Origin of the sequence: Streptomyces sp. NPDC002044, assembly GCF_040296725.1 — a bacterium.
GTDB classification, from domain to species: domain Bacteria; phylum Actinomycetota; class Actinomycetes; order Streptomycetales; family Streptomycetaceae; genus Streptomyces; species Streptomyces antarcticus.
In genome coordinates this window covers 1-13004 of sequence record NZ_JBEOXU010000160.1, presented here as the reverse complement: position 1 = coordinate 13004, position 13004 = coordinate 1, and the positions used below count along the sequence as shown (strand labels likewise).

The window sequence follows — 13004 nt, the reverse complement described above, 5'->3', positions numbered from 1 at the left end:
TCGCGTAATGCGGAGGCACGGGCACACGGGCGCACGGGCACGTGCGCGCGTACGCGAGGCGGTCACCGCCTGTCAACCCTCTCCCGGGAGAATTCGATGAGCAACGGCAACAACAGCGGCGGCGGCCAGGTGATCCCGATCCGTCCTGCGGGGACCGTGGCGCCCCCTCCTCCGCCTCCTCCGCCACCGCCTCCGGCGGCGGCGCCCCCGCCCCCGGCGGCCCCTTCCGTCGCCCCGGGCCCCGTTGCGGGTCCGGCTGCGCCGACCGCCCCGGCGGGGCTGCCTCACCCGGCGCTGGTCCTCCCCGCGCCGGCGGTCCCGCCGCCGCCGGTCCCCGTGCTGCCCGGCGCCGCTTCGCCGCAGGTTCCGGCCGCGCTCCAGTCCGGCGGTGTCGCCGCCGGAGGGGTCAGGGGATCGGGCCGGGCCGCGATGGTCCTCGCCATCGGGACCGCGGTCGCCGCCCTGCGCGGCATGACCGGCTGGCTCGCCGACCGCCGCCAGCAGTTCCAGGACCTGGCCCCGGTACGGCAGGCGACCGCGAAGGCGAAAGCCGAGAAGGTCAAGAGCCGCGCCGAGCACGAGGCCGCCCTGGCGCAGATCGGCGGCGACGCGGAGAAGGCCCGCGCCAAAGGCCGCGTCAAGTCGCTGACCGACGGCGGCTCGAAGGGCGGGGGCGGCTCCAAGGGCGGTGGCGGCGGATCGTCGGGCGGCAAGGGCGCCGGTGCCGGAGGCGGACGCGGTACGAAGTCCGGCTCCATGGGCAGCGGCTCCACCGGGCCCGGCAAGGGCAGCTCCGGCAAGGGCGGGTCCGCCGGGAGCGGCAAGACGCCGACCAGCAGCGGGTCGACCGGCACCGGGAAGCCGGGGTCGGGCGGCAAGTCGTCGACGGGCACCGGCTCGTCGGGGGCCGGCGGGAAGGGCAGCTCCGGCAAGTCCGGTGCGACGACCGGGTCGACCGGGAGCGGCAAGGGCAAGGACGGCTCCGGCAAGGGACTCAAGAGCCCCAGCGGCGGCAAGTCGCCCAGCTCCAGTCCCTCCAGCCCGTCGATGGAGCGGGCCCGCGGCCGCCAGGAGCGGGCTGCGGCCCGGCAGGGAGCGAAGGCCCAGCGCAAGGCGGACCGGCAGTCGGCACGGCTGGAGACCCGCGCGAAGGACCGGGACGCCGACCGGGAGAGGCGTAACCGCAGCCGGGACAGCGGGCAGGCGGTGAAGGACAAGATCCGCAATCGGCGCCTCAAGGAGAAGGCCAAGGCCCAGGACAAGGCCAGGAAGCAGCGGAAGACCGAGGCGGCGGCCCGTACGACCCTCGGGCAGTCGCTGGCGGAAGGCGCGGGGAGGCGGCTGGAGAGGCGGCGCAAGAGCCTGGCCTCGCCGGTACTGACCAGGGCCAAGAAGAAGGCGTCGGCGGCCCCGGCCGCCGGGCCCAAGGTCAGCCTGACGAAGGCTCCGAAGAAGCCATCGGCCGCTCCGGCCGGGCCGAAGGTCAGCCTGACGAAGGCCCCGAAGACGCCTCCGACCGCTCCGCCGGCCTCGCCGTCGCGGCCGAAGGTGAGCTTGACGAAGAAGCCCCGGCCGAAGGTCAGCCTGAAGCGCCGCACGCCGAAGCGGCCCCGGTCCAAGCCGGTCCCGCCCTCCTCGCCGGGGCCTGCGGGCACCGTGCCGCCCCCGCCCACGAAGCCGCCGAAGGGGCGGTGGGGCAGGAAGAACAAGAAGGCCAAGCAGCCCCCGCCCGGCCCGACCGGCTCCCGGCCCGGGTCGCGCTCCCGCAGTACCCGCAGCCAGCAGCCCCCGCCCCCGCAGACGCCGCAGGCGGACGGTGCGTGGCTGCGGCCCCCGCCCGGGATGAACGCCACGTACTCCGTGACGCTCGAACGGCTCGACCAGGAGCCCAAGCCGAAGCCCAAGCCGAAGCTGAGGGAACTGGTCGGCGGCGACTGCTTCCCGGGGGGATCAGGAGGACCCGCAGCACCGCCCGCGCCGTCCGGCGGGGTGCCAGGACCACGGAAAGGGGCGCCGCCCATGGGATCGCCTGCACCCGTACGGGACACCCAGTTCACCGACTCCGACCTCACGGTCTACGACGTCATCGAGGCGGACGAGGACCAGGCCGAGGAGATCATGGCGGGCGCCGAGCACGCCCGGCTCGTCGCCGACCGGTGCGACCGCCTGGCCGGCGCCATCGAGGAGATGCGCGCCGAGCTGATCGCCAAGTCGGTGCCCGGCGTCTTCGTCGGCTGGTGCACCCGGCTGATCGAGCGGGCCGGAGTCGTGGAGGCCAAGGCCCAGGCGGTCGCCGGGGGTCTGCCCCGGGCTGCCGAGGCCATCGCCCACGCCGGAGAGCTCGCCGCCGCCTTCGACAAGCCCGCCGCCGACAAGGTCCGCGACATGGGCCACACCGCACCCGCCGACGCCTCGTACCACAAGGAGTAGCCATGGGAATGGATCTCGCACGCGTCGGGTCGAAGGTCGTCGAGCTGGTCTCCGACGGCATCACGTACACGGTCGCCACCGCCAAGCTGGGCATGGCCTCGGTCGCCATGTTCGCGCTGAGCGAGGCGGTGCGCGGCGCGTACAACTACGTCGAGGACTGCGCCCGGTCGGTGGACATGCTCGCCGACACGGCCAGCACCCTGTGGGTCGAGGGCGAAGTGGTCAACGCCCACCGCGACGCCGCCTCCGTGATGCGCGGCGTCCTGGCCGACGCCGAGTCACTCGCCAACGAGGCCGCCGAGATGGCCGCCGACTTCAAGGCGGCCAAGGAGGGCCACGAGGCCGACTACGGGCCCGTGGCCGAGCTGATGGCGGGCAAGGACACCGACCGCACGTACTACAGCAACCGCTGACCCTCTCCCCCCGCACGGGGCGGCCGGAGCCTCACGGGCCCGGCCGCCCCGCCGTTTCTGGAGGTACTTCCCCATGCTCGCTCGCGTGCGTGCGACGGTCGGCCGAGCCGCCACCGTCGCCGGAGCCGTCGTCCTCACCGGGGGACTGGGCAACGACGCCTTCACCCTCCCCGGAACCCTCGCCGCCCTCGCCACCGCCGGCGTCGGCCTGGCGGGGAACCTCAAAGTCTGGCGCGCCCCCTCCTCGGTGCGCTGGACGGCCATCTCCATCTACGCCGCCCCGCACGCGGGCTGCGCGGCGCTGCTCGTCGGCGAGCGCCTGGCCCCCGACGGCGCGGCCTCCTTCTTCGCGCAGGCCGCCGCGGTGGCGCTGTGGACCGGAGCCACCTGGCTCCTGCGCCCGGGGCACACGGCCCGTGAGTTCACCGACGAGGCCCTGGCCCAGGCCCTCGCCGAAGCCGCGAAGGCCGAGGAAGCGCCGGTCGAACCGGCGGCTCCCACCTACGACAGCCCGCAGGCCCGTTGGTGGGGTGAGCGGTTCGCCATCGAGGGCGGCGTCGCCCCCGGCACCGTGCTCTTGCAGCACCAGCAGATCAGCGAGCAGTGCCTGGCGCTGGTCATCGGCGCCCAGAAGCGCGGGCAGCCCGTGCCCGACATCTCCAAGCCCGGCCTGTCCGCCGAGCTGGACCTCCCGGAGGACCTGATCGACATCGGCCCGGTGCCCGGCCGCGGCGCCGGCGTCCGCCTCCTGGTCCTCGGGCAGCGCCCGGTGCTCGAGGCCGAGGTCGGAACGGGCGACAGCGACGCGGAGGTGTGGGCGCAGATCGCCGCCACCGCGATGCCGGGCGTCGAGCTGATCGAGGCCAACACCTACGAGGTCCACAAGGAGCTGACCTGATGCTCGATGTCCGCGAGTACGTGCTGAAGACCCCGCCGGGCGGGGTCAAACGGTACGACCACGAGGCGCTGTGCGACCTGCTGAAGGTCGAGGACTACAGCCGGGTCATCTTCGAGCAGGGCGTCGGCCGCGAGGCGATCGTCCGGGTCTACCCCTCGAACCCGCTGATGGACGTCCGGGCCGTGGACGTGGACGACCTGGTGATGGACGCCCGCGGGCGGATCACCCTCGGGACGTACTTCGACGGGTCGCCGCTCAGGTTCCGCCTGTTCGACCCGAAGACCGGCAACGCCCAGCGCGGGGCCATCTTCGGGACGACCGGCGCCGGGAAGTCCCGGCTCGTCCAGGCGATCCTGATCGCCTGCAAGGCGTCCGGCATCGTCGTCCACCTCGCCGACCTCAAGCACGGCCAGTCGGTGCCCGAGGCCAAGGGCAACGTGGCCACCCGGGTCACCACGCAGTACGAGACGATCCTGATGCTGCGCGGCCTGGTCGCCGAAGCCGAGCGCCGCATGACCTCCTACGCGGAGATGGGCCGCTCCGGCTTCGTCAAGGACGCCCCGGACCCGCTGACGTACGGGATCGTTGACGAGGCCAACAGGCTGTTGGAGAAGGGCGCCCCGTTCCGGGACGAAGCCGCCCTGCTCATCAAGGAGCTGGGCAGGACCGGCCGGTCGGTGGGCGTCGGCATCATCATCGCCGCGCAGGCCGGGCACCTGGACGAACTCGGGGGCAGCGACACCCTGCGCGGCATGCTCAAGGAGGGCGAGGTCATCCTCCTGCGCTGGTCCAGCGCGATGATGCAGCAGCTCGTCAGCGACGGACTCCTCCCCCGCGGCGAGTCCCTCCAGCCGATCCCCAAAGTCGTCGGGCAGGTGCGGAGGATCCGCCGCTACAACGAGCAGCGGGCCGACGACGAGGACGACGTGAACTCGCAGGGGATGCTCTACCACCTCACCGGGATCCGCCCCACGAGCATGGCCCGCACCTACGTCGTCGGGAGCATCGAGCCGTGCACCGGCTACGACCCGGTGATCCTCGCCCTGTACGGCCCCCACGCCCCTCCCGGCGAGACGATCGACCTGGAGGAGCACATGAGCGCGAAAGAGCGTCAGGCGGCCTCTGAGGGCAGCCAGACGGGCACGGTGTCGGCGGCGCCCGCACCGGAACCCGAGCCGGACACCTCCCGGATGTCGACCGCTGAGCGCATCCTCGCCGCGCTGCCGGCGGACGGCCTGGCCGAGGTCGACCTCATGGCCGTGCTCGAAGCCGACGGCGGCCGCCGGGTGGCCCGAGCCTCCGTCCGCACCAACATCAGCGCCCTGCGCGCGAAGGGTCTGATCGCCCGCCCCGATGAAACGAAGCTCATCGTGCCCGCCCCCGCGGACTGACCCCGCGCAGCAGCACACAGCAGACCCTGCGGGCATGCCAGCACGCCCGCAGGCCAGCACGTCAGCACGCTAGCTGGCCAGCACGCCGGGGCCTGGAGATTCCGCCTCCGGGCCCCGGCCCTTCCCCGCAGTGCCACACGACGAAGGAGCACCCCATGGACCAGGACCGCACCGCCGCCCCGCTCAGCGCCGACGAGGCCGACGCCCGCGCCCGCCAGCTCATCACCGAGGCGTACGCCCCGCCGACCTCACACCGCGACGAGACCCCGCTGCCCGCGTACGGGCCTACCCCGCCGGTCGCCCAGCCCGGACGCCCGCCCATGAGCCAGAAGGCCACGGACGCCAGTGCCCTGATGCTCTCCGGCAGCGTCGCGGCCCTGTCCGTCGGCGGCGCGACCTCGCTCGTGCTGTTCACGCTCGGGCAGGTCGACCCCACGACGCTCGCCGTGGCCGGGGCCGGGCCCGTCGCCCTGGTCCTCGCAGTCGGCTCGCTGCTGCGGTCCGCCGGCCGCGCGAAGGCCGACGCGCACACCGAGCACCACCACCACTACAACGGCCCGGTCCGGCAGGAGAGCACCACGGTCTCCAGCACGACGAAGGGCCTGTTCGCCAAGAACCGCAACGACGTCCGCTGACCCGGAAGGACCCACTCATGCCCAAGGACATCGACGCCCGCCTGGACGCCGCCACCGCCACGGTGCTTGCGGAGATCAGCCGGACCGACGCCAAGTCCGGCGTCCTGCTCACCGCGTTCTCGCTGCCGCTGGCCGCGCTCGTGGCCGCCGTCCCCGGCAAGGCGTTACCGGGCCTGTCCGCCGTGCTCGTCGGCACCGGCGCCGTCGGCCTGGTCGCCGCCATGCTCGTCGTGCTGATCGTCGTACGGCCGCGCCTGGCCGGACACGCCCGCGGCTCGTTCCTCTACTGGTCGCTGTGCACCACCGACGAGCTGCTGGCCGACCTCGAGGCTCCGGCCGACCGCGCCGCCCACGTCGTTCAGCTCGCCCAGATCGCCCGCCGCAAGTACGCGGGCCTGCGCCTGGCCGGAGACATCACCAGCGGCTCGCTCGTCACCCTCGCCGCCGCCCTGCTCACGTCCCTGATCTGACGGAGGAGAACACCATGCACGTCGGAGCCCGTATTGAGCTGACCACCCGGATCGAGGCGTTCGGCCGCGTCGCCGAGATCGGCGACCAGGGCGTCATCCAGGAGATGCACACCGGCGGCCATCTCACCGTCCGCATGGACGACGGCCGCCCTCAGTTCCCCCGCCACGACGAGGTCACCGTCATCGCGGACGGCACCGCGGCCCGGCCGCCGGCGCCCGCGTCCACGCAGCCCGCCACCGTCACCGTGCCCGGGGAGTCGCGATGAGCCGCACGCACCAGATCCACGACCCCGAGGCGCACGTCGTCGTCTCCCACGGCGCGGACTTCTTCGGCGAGGACCGGCACCCGCTGAAGTCGCTGACGAGCCTGGCCGGGTACGCCGAGGGCTGCTTGTCCCGCGACGAACGCGGCCCGGTCGTGCTGCTGCTGACCAACCCCGGCGAGGGCGGCACGATGACGCCCTCGCAGGCCGCCGAGATCTCCGCGCTGCTGCTCAAGCTCGCCCGCCACCGCTTCGTGCGCGCCAAGGAGTCGGCCGTCGCCCACGCCCTGGCCGCCGCCGCCACGCGCGCCGCGGCCGCCGGCGAACCGTGGGCGTGGCAGATGGAGCTCGCGTAGCACCGACGCGCACCACCAAGGCCCCCGGCCCGTCTCCCCGTGAGGCGGACCGGGGGCCTTTCTGCGTTCTGGGGGAGGAGCAGTTACGGGGGCTCCGCCCACGCCTTTTACGGGCCTTCGGCCCGGCGTCGCCCACGCCCGGGGGGACGCACCCGTACGTCGGCGGCCGGGCGGTGGATGGCTGCAGCAAGTTAGTGCATACGGTTACCGTATGCGCCGACGGCCGGTCAGCGGCCGTTGGTTGGTCCGGGGACGGACCGGGGGTTTTCGAGGGGGCGGCGTGCGCGAGCAGCGGGTGTTCGGCGAGACCAGGCGGCGCACGCGCCGCAACGACGAGCCGCGCGAGCACCGCGTCTCCCTGCGCCTTGGTGACGACGAGATGGCCGCCGTCCAGGCCGGTGCCACGCTCGCCCGGCTGACCCCGGCCGGGTACGCCGCGCGCACCGTCGTGGCGGTCGCGATGGGCACCCTGACGCCGATCCCGCCGACGACCCGCGACGAGCTGCGCGAGCTGCTGGAGGCGCGGACCGCGCTGACCCGGATCGGCAACAACCTCAACCAGCTCGCCCGCACGCGCAACGCCGGCGGCGGCGTCACCGACGAGCAGCTGCTCGCCGTGCTGGAGCGCGTCGAGGCGGCGGTCCGGCGGATGGACGAGGCGACCGTGGTGAACATGCGGCGGCGCCGTCGCCGTGACTGACCGCCGGTGGCCGCTGGTGGCCTTCGCCGGCCCCCAGGCCCCCGCTCCGGTCGGCACCGCCCGGCGCGAGTCGGCATCGTCGTGGTGCACCCCGGCTCGCGCCGGACGGCACCGCCCCCGCAGTTCCTCGCTCCGCCCCGGCCGCGACCGCGCGTACGTCTTCGCCCGCGCCCGTACGTCACCGAGATGACGTATCGCGGCGAGCGCCGCCAGGAGCACGACGACGTCGAACCCGCCGCCCCATAGACGTGCCGCACGGACCAGGGCCAGGCGCACGCCGTCGAACAGATCCGCCACACCTATGCATCAAGGCGTCGACGGCCGTCTCCAACGCGTGCACACGTGCCCGTGCACCCGCGTGCACGCGCGTACGGCTGACCCACCGCCGCGCTCGGAGAGCACGACCGTGGACAGCCGCCGAGCTTCGCTCGTGACCGCCGAGTCGGTCACACCTCAGACATTGCGAACTGACCCAGGCGACAGGCCAGAACGGTCACACCTCTTGCACTTCCCGCCGACCGCGCCGAACCGGCCCGTGCGAACGCTGCGCCGCACGCCCTGTGCATCGCCTTCGCCGGACGCTCCAGGCCCCAGGAGGGGGACCAAGGTATCGTCGCTCCGCTCCGATACGGGGGCCCCGGAAACGCGACGTCGCGACCGGTCGCGAGGGTGCACACGCGCGCGCGTGCCGGAGGCGGGAGACTCCTCCCATGAGCACCGCACGTCGCCCACTCGGCACCGGCCCCAGCGCCACCACGACCACCGTCCCGGCCGGGCCCGCACCGCGGCTTCTGCCGGTCGAGCGCGTCGAGCGGGGGCAGCTCCTGAGCGACGTCGAGCACCAGGCGGTGGCCGACCACAAAGGCCGGCGGACCCTCGGGCCGGGCATCGCTCGGGAGCCGAAGAGGTCCCCAGGGAAGTAGTCGGCGGGCCCAAGACCCCTTGTCCGCCGGTCCTCACCTGCGGCGTTCTCCCGTACGCGGCGACGTCGAAGAGAACCCGAAACGGCACCTCAAACGGCACTCGAAACGGGACCCCAAAGAGGACTCCGAAGAGAACCCGGAACGGAACCCCGGGCGGAGCAAGTTGGGGCGGAAGGGGAGCTTCCCCGTTCCGCCGAGTCAGACCGAGGGCGGCCTGACATCTCTTGCAACTCCGTTCCGTCCGGACGAAACTCCGCCGGTCGCTCGGGTCAGCCGCGTCCCTTGCGGGCCTGACGCTCGCGCCGGCGGCGCTCCGCACGGCTGACGCCGGGCTGCTCCTCGGGCACCGATGCGACCCCGGCCGGGCCCGCCCGCAGGTGTTCGGCGGCGATCGTGAAGACGTCGGCGAGCGCGGTGCGCTGGTCCTCCGTGTACTCCCCGGACCGTGCGGCGGCGAGCAGGGAGCGCAGTTGCCGGTACCAGCCGTCGACCGTCGTGGGCGGTCCGCCCGGCTCGGACCGGGTCGGCACGGCCACCGGCTGGAGCACCGTGGGGCCCTTGCGGACGACCGTGCGCACCCGGGTTTCGGTGCGCTCGATGACCTCGCGCACCGGCTCGGGGGCGGTCGTGTCGAGCCCCAGCGCCTTCTTCGCGTTCTCCCGCTCGTGCCAGCGCTTGCGGTGGTCGTCGCAGCAGAACTTGGGCGGGCGACCGACGCCGCCGTACCGCAGGACGACGCTGCACCACCCGCACGTGCGCTGCACCAAGCGGTCGCGTACCCGCACCGTCTCGTACTTCGCGACGACGTCGCCGTGCTCCTGGTCGTCGTCGTCGGTCGGCTCGGGCGGGGTGCTGGTGGTCATCCGGGAACCCTACGGCCCGCTCAGCGCGGCGCGGAGTTCCGTCCGTACGAAACTCGCGGGGCCAAAAGTGCCAGAGGTGTATTGCACCCCGGTGCTGCTCAAGCGGGGGCGCGGGAAGGCCGGCGGTGGGCCCGAGCAAGGTGGAGGAACGGACACTCCACTAGCCCGGCCGGGGGCGAGCAAGTTATCGGCGAAGACACTCTTCGGGTTCCCGGCCGAGGGCGGCCGGAGTTCGAGGCCGGGTGTAAACCAGCCTGTAAAACCAGGTGTTACAGAGGGTCCTCCAGTCCCCCGTCCCGACCTGCACAGACGCTCTTCCATCTCCAAGACCACCCCCTCGCGTCGTCCCTAGGAGGGGGTGGTCTTGGAGTTTCCAGAGGTACAGATCGGGACGGGGGACTGGAGGACGAGGGAGGTGGGTGAGGAGTTCGGAGGGAGTTCTGCAGGAGGGGGTGGGGGAGTTCGGTCGGGGTGGGGAGCGGAGTTGCAAGAGGTGTCGGGCGGGGGAGTTCGGAGAGGGTGAGGGGGCCGGTGGTTCGGGGCCGGGCGGTAGTGCATGAGGTGTGGTCGTTCTGGGCGTGCGGCTGAAGCGGTGGCGCGGTGCAGTCGGGTTGGCGGGTTGCCCTACAACTTGCTCTACAAGTTGCTCTGCAAGTGGCCCTGCAAGTTGCCTCTCAACTTGCCCTACAAGTAGCCCCCAGCCTCTCGGGGGCCGCCGGTGCCCGTCGCGCTGACCAGCGTGTCAAGGGGGTGCCGGTGGAGCTCCCGGCCGCCGACTACTTCTGTACGGGACCCCCTTGGAGTCCGACAGCAGTTCTCCGACCCGTCCCCGACGTCGGCCGCGGTTCCTCATCGTCGCCGCCGAGCGGTACACGTACCGACCCGTCGGCGGCGACGACCAGGAGGACGTCGAGCTACTCCGTGCCGGGCGCGGCCGGGGTGTCGTCCTCGTACTCCGCGAGCGTGCGCTGGAGCCGCGCGGCCAGCTCCTGGAGCTGTGGGGTGAGGGCTCGTTCCAGCGGCGTCTCGCTGCGGGCGGCGAGCCGTGCGTCCTCTTCGTCGAGCAGCTCGTCGAGCGTCTTGGGGTTCGGGTCGAGGCGGTCGAGGAACCAGGCCGCCGCCCGCCAGTCGCCCGGCCGCCGGCGGATGCGGCGTTCGCTGCGGTGCTCTCCGGTGACGGGGTCGGTCCACGTCCGGTGGGTCTCGGAGACGACGGCGCCGCGGGCCGCCTCCTCGATGTGGCCGGTGGCGCGGACCGCCGACACGGCGCGTGCGCGGGTTACCCGGGCGTAGAGCGCGGCGTGCGGGTCGGGGGAGTTCACGTCGAGGTGGCCGCCCTGCTTCTCCTCGACGACGTCCTCGCCGCGGCTCATCCAGCGCAGGAACGTCGAGCGGCCGACCCCGGCGGCGTCGGCGGCCTGCGTCATCGGCAGACCCACGGAGGTCGCGCGGGTAAGGAGGTCCATCACGGTCGGGGTGAGCAGGGAGGGGCGGCCCCGGCGGCGCGGGCGGCGGCGGGCGGGGGTCTTCGCGGAGTCGTTGGTGTTCGTCATGGGCGCGGACCGTACGGACCCGCACGGCTACCGTCGCGGGCTTCGTGGGACTTCCGGGACCGTCCCATCGCGCGCGAGATAGCAGGCTCACCCGCTTGCGTCTCGGGGTGCGCCGGCCGCCGCCAGGTCGTCCGCGAGGTCCAGAACCCGGTGCTCGACCAAACTGCGCGGACCTTCCGGACACGGTGCAGGTCAGCGGCGCGCAAGTCGGGCGGTGGGTGGCCGCCTCTTCTCCAAGTCAGGTAGTTGGAGGGGGAAGAAGCCACCCCGTCGGGGCCACCGGGCGGCGGTGGAGGAGATCCGGCGGCCGGTGGCCTCTTCGACGAGGTCGAGCCGGGGACGGGTCCACCGCGCAGGCCCGCGTCGCGCGGGAAGTAGAGGTGCAGGGAGATGTCGAGCCGCGGGCGCCCTCCGGGCCGGTGGAGCTGGTGGCCGGCGGCGGCGGGTACCCCGGGTACCCGGTGCGATCATCTGTCTCCCATGGGAGACGGCTGTCCCCGGTCCGTACGCCCCGTCCGTCACACGGGTGCCACCGGGCGGGCCGCTGACCTGCCGCAATCCCTGTGTGCCCGCGTGTGCCCCCGTGAGGGCTCCGGACGTCCGCTCACCCGCAGGCCCCCGAGAACGCCAGGCACGCGGCGGCGTGTGAGGCCGATTCCCGATCTTCGACGGGCCGACCTTCGAAACCACGGCACAGACCCCCTTGACCACCTGCCGGACAAGGGGGTGGTCAAGGGGGTGCCGCCATGGAATCGCTGGCCGTCCCGGCGTGCTGGCACGCCAGCAGGCAGGCACGCCAACCCCGGTCCTCCCGTCGAGCCTTCCGCCGGCCCCACCCGGACGCCAGGGGTGCACGGCTCGGACCCGGTCCGCTCCCGCCGGGCGGGCGGGAATCTGCTGACCGGCCCGCAGCGCGGGCAGCCCGCCCCGGCGATCCAATCCGACCGGGGGGCGGAAACGGTCGTTTTAGCCCCCTGAAGCCGATCCGATCCGATGAATCACCCAGAAGGGTGAAAATCGGGGCCTAGAACCGGCAGCGATCCATTGGAATCCATTCCGTACTTGCGCCCCCCCTTTTCGCCCCCCTAGAGTGGTGAACGGAAGCCGCGCCGCTCCGGCCCGGCCGAACCGAGGGGGAACCCATGCCCTTACCGCGCTACGTCCTCGCCCCGACGTACCTCACCGACGGCGTATTCGGCTGGCAGCTCAACCGCGCCGGCCTCTACCTGGACTGCCACGAGACCTTCGCGGAGAACTTCGACCGCGACGTCGAGGCCGCGATGGACTGGGCCGAGCAGATCATCGGCACCCGGCAGGACTGGCGCCACACCCGCGAGGGCGGCCCCGAGCGCTGGATCGCCGCCGACGACCGCACGGCGGCCGGCACCGACGTGCTCCGCTCGATCGAGCCCGGCACGCTCCTGGTCGCCGTCGGCCCCGGCGCCTCAGGCAAGTCCACCTTCGCCGCCCAGGCCGGGATCGTCACGGTGGTCTGCCTCGACTCCCTGCGCCAGCAGCTCGGAGGTGACGCGGGCGACCAGGCCCTCACCCCGGCCGCCGTCATCGAGCAGAACATCCTGCTGGAAAAGCACCTGAGCGAGGGAACCCCCCTCTACCTCGACTCCACGAACGTGGAGGTCCGCATCCGCGCCGAGCTCGTCGAGCGGGCCCGGCGCCACGGCCGCCCGGTCGTCACTCTGCGCTTCCTTCCGCACCTCGACACCTGCCGGGCCCGTAACGCCGCCCGGCCCGCCAACCGGCGGGTGCCCGACGACGTCCTCGCCTGGCAGCACTCCCTCGCGCTCGCGGCCACCCCCAAGGCCCTGCTCGCCGAGGGCTTCACCGCCGCGCACGACATCGTCACGCCTCTCTGACCAGTCCGCCCGACCGCTTCACCACACCACCGAGGAGAACACCGTGAGCGACAACAACCCCGCCCGTCACCTGTCCGACGCTGGCGACGCCGTCCGCGCCTTCAACCACACCTCCCGCGCCGTCGCCCGCGACTGGGAGTTCCCCAGCCACGCGTACAGCGCCCTCGGGAACCTCTCCTACATGGCCGGGATGCTGGAGCAGGCCGTCCAGCAGTCGGTCCGGCCGGTGATGCAC

Annotated in this window: 13 protein-coding genes and 1 pseudogene; 12 read left to right on the top strand and 2 right to left on the bottom strand. The window is 73.2% G+C overall.

Annotation, left to right across the window (positions count from 1 at the left end; translation table 11 throughout):
- The first annotated feature begins 336 nt into the window (after positions 1–336).
- The 10 genes from ABT106_RS27470 (at position 337) to ABT106_RS27425 (ending at position 8479) form a co-directional block, all read left to right on the top strand.
- The gene (locus tag ABT106_RS27470; RefSeq protein ID WP_351282462.1) at positions 337–2430 is read left to right on the top strand and encodes a hypothetical protein; all 2094 of its coding nucleotides are present in this window, start codon (positions 337–339) and stop codon (positions 2428–2430) included.
- An 8-nt stretch (positions 2431–2438) separates the two neighbouring features.
- Positions 2439–2843 (top strand): hypothetical protein, encoded by a 405-nt coding sequence (locus ABT106_RS27465; protein WP_351282459.1) that lies wholly within the window; start codon positions 2439–2441, stop codon positions 2841–2843.
- A gap of 85 nt (positions 2844–2928) precedes the next feature.
- Positions 2929–3741 carry a hypothetical protein gene (locus ABT106_RS27460; protein ID WP_351282456.1) on the top strand — a complete coding sequence of 271 codons (813 nt, stop codon included), beginning with the start codon at positions 2929–2931 and terminating at the stop codon, positions 3739–3741.
- Positions 3741–5132 (top strand): DNA/RNA helicase domain-containing protein, encoded by a 1392-nt coding sequence (locus ABT106_RS27455; RefSeq protein WP_351282453.1) that lies wholly within the window; start codon positions 3741–3743, stop codon positions 5130–5132. The genes ABT106_RS27460 and ABT106_RS27455 overlap by 1 nt, the downstream gene beginning before the upstream one ends.
- Before the next feature lie 155 nt (positions 5133–5287).
- Positions 5288–5767: a hypothetical protein gene (locus ABT106_RS27450; RefSeq protein WP_351282450.1), complete on the top strand. Its 480-nt coding sequence runs from the start codon at positions 5288–5290 to the stop codon at positions 5765–5767.
- Between the two features lie 17 nt (positions 5768–5784).
- The gene (locus ABT106_RS27445) at positions 5785–6237 is read left to right on the top strand and encodes a Pycsar system effector family protein (RefSeq protein WP_351282447.1); all 453 of its coding nucleotides are present in this window, start codon (positions 5785–5787) and stop codon (positions 6235–6237) included.
- 14 nt (positions 6238–6251) lie between these two features.
- A complete protein-coding gene (locus tag ABT106_RS27440; protein ID WP_351282444.1) occupies positions 6252–6503 on the top strand; it encodes a hypothetical protein in 252 nt (83 codons plus the stop codon).
- Complete coding sequence (locus tag ABT106_RS27435; protein WP_351282441.1) at positions 6500–6856, top strand: DUF7739 domain-containing protein; 357 nt, start codon at positions 6500–6502, stop codon at positions 6854–6856. Before ABT106_RS27440 ends, ABT106_RS27435 begins: the two co-directional genes overlap by 4 nt.
- 280 nt (positions 6857–7136) lie before the next feature.
- Positions 7137–7556, top strand: a complete 420-nt coding sequence (locus tag ABT106_RS27430; protein WP_351282438.1) for a plasmid mobilization protein — start codon at positions 7137–7139, stop codon at positions 7554–7556.
- Between the two features lie 710 nt (positions 7557–8266).
- Positions 8267–8479, top strand: coding sequence for a hypothetical protein (locus ABT106_RS27425; RefSeq protein WP_351282435.1), 213 nt, complete (start codon positions 8267–8269; stop codon positions 8477–8479).
- Positions 8480–8748: 269 nt separating this feature from the next.
- On the opposite strand, the gene ABT106_RS27420 is transcribed toward ABT106_RS27425, so the two are convergent.
- Both ABT106_RS27420 and ABT106_RS27415 read right to left on the bottom strand, forming a co-directional pair.
- Positions 8749–9342, bottom strand: coding sequence for a hypothetical protein (locus tag ABT106_RS27420; protein WP_351282432.1), 594 nt, complete (start codon positions 9340–9342; stop codon positions 8749–8751).
- A 914-nt stretch (positions 9343–10256) separates the two neighbouring features.
- Complete coding sequence (locus ABT106_RS27415; RefSeq protein WP_351282429.1) at positions 10257–10895, bottom strand: hypothetical protein; 639 nt, start codon at positions 10893–10895, stop codon at positions 10257–10259.
- Between the two features lie 1142 nt (positions 10896–12037).
- On the opposite strand from ABT106_RS27415, the gene ABT106_RS27410 reads away from it, so the two are divergent.
- Positions 12038–12769 (top strand): AAA family ATPase, encoded by a 732-nt coding sequence (locus ABT106_RS27410; RefSeq protein WP_351282427.1) that lies wholly within the window; start codon positions 12038–12040, stop codon positions 12767–12769.
- Positions 12770–12812: 43 nt separating this feature from the next.
- Positions 12813–13004, top strand: a pseudogene (locus ABT106_RS27405) (hypothetical protein); the annotation flags it as partial.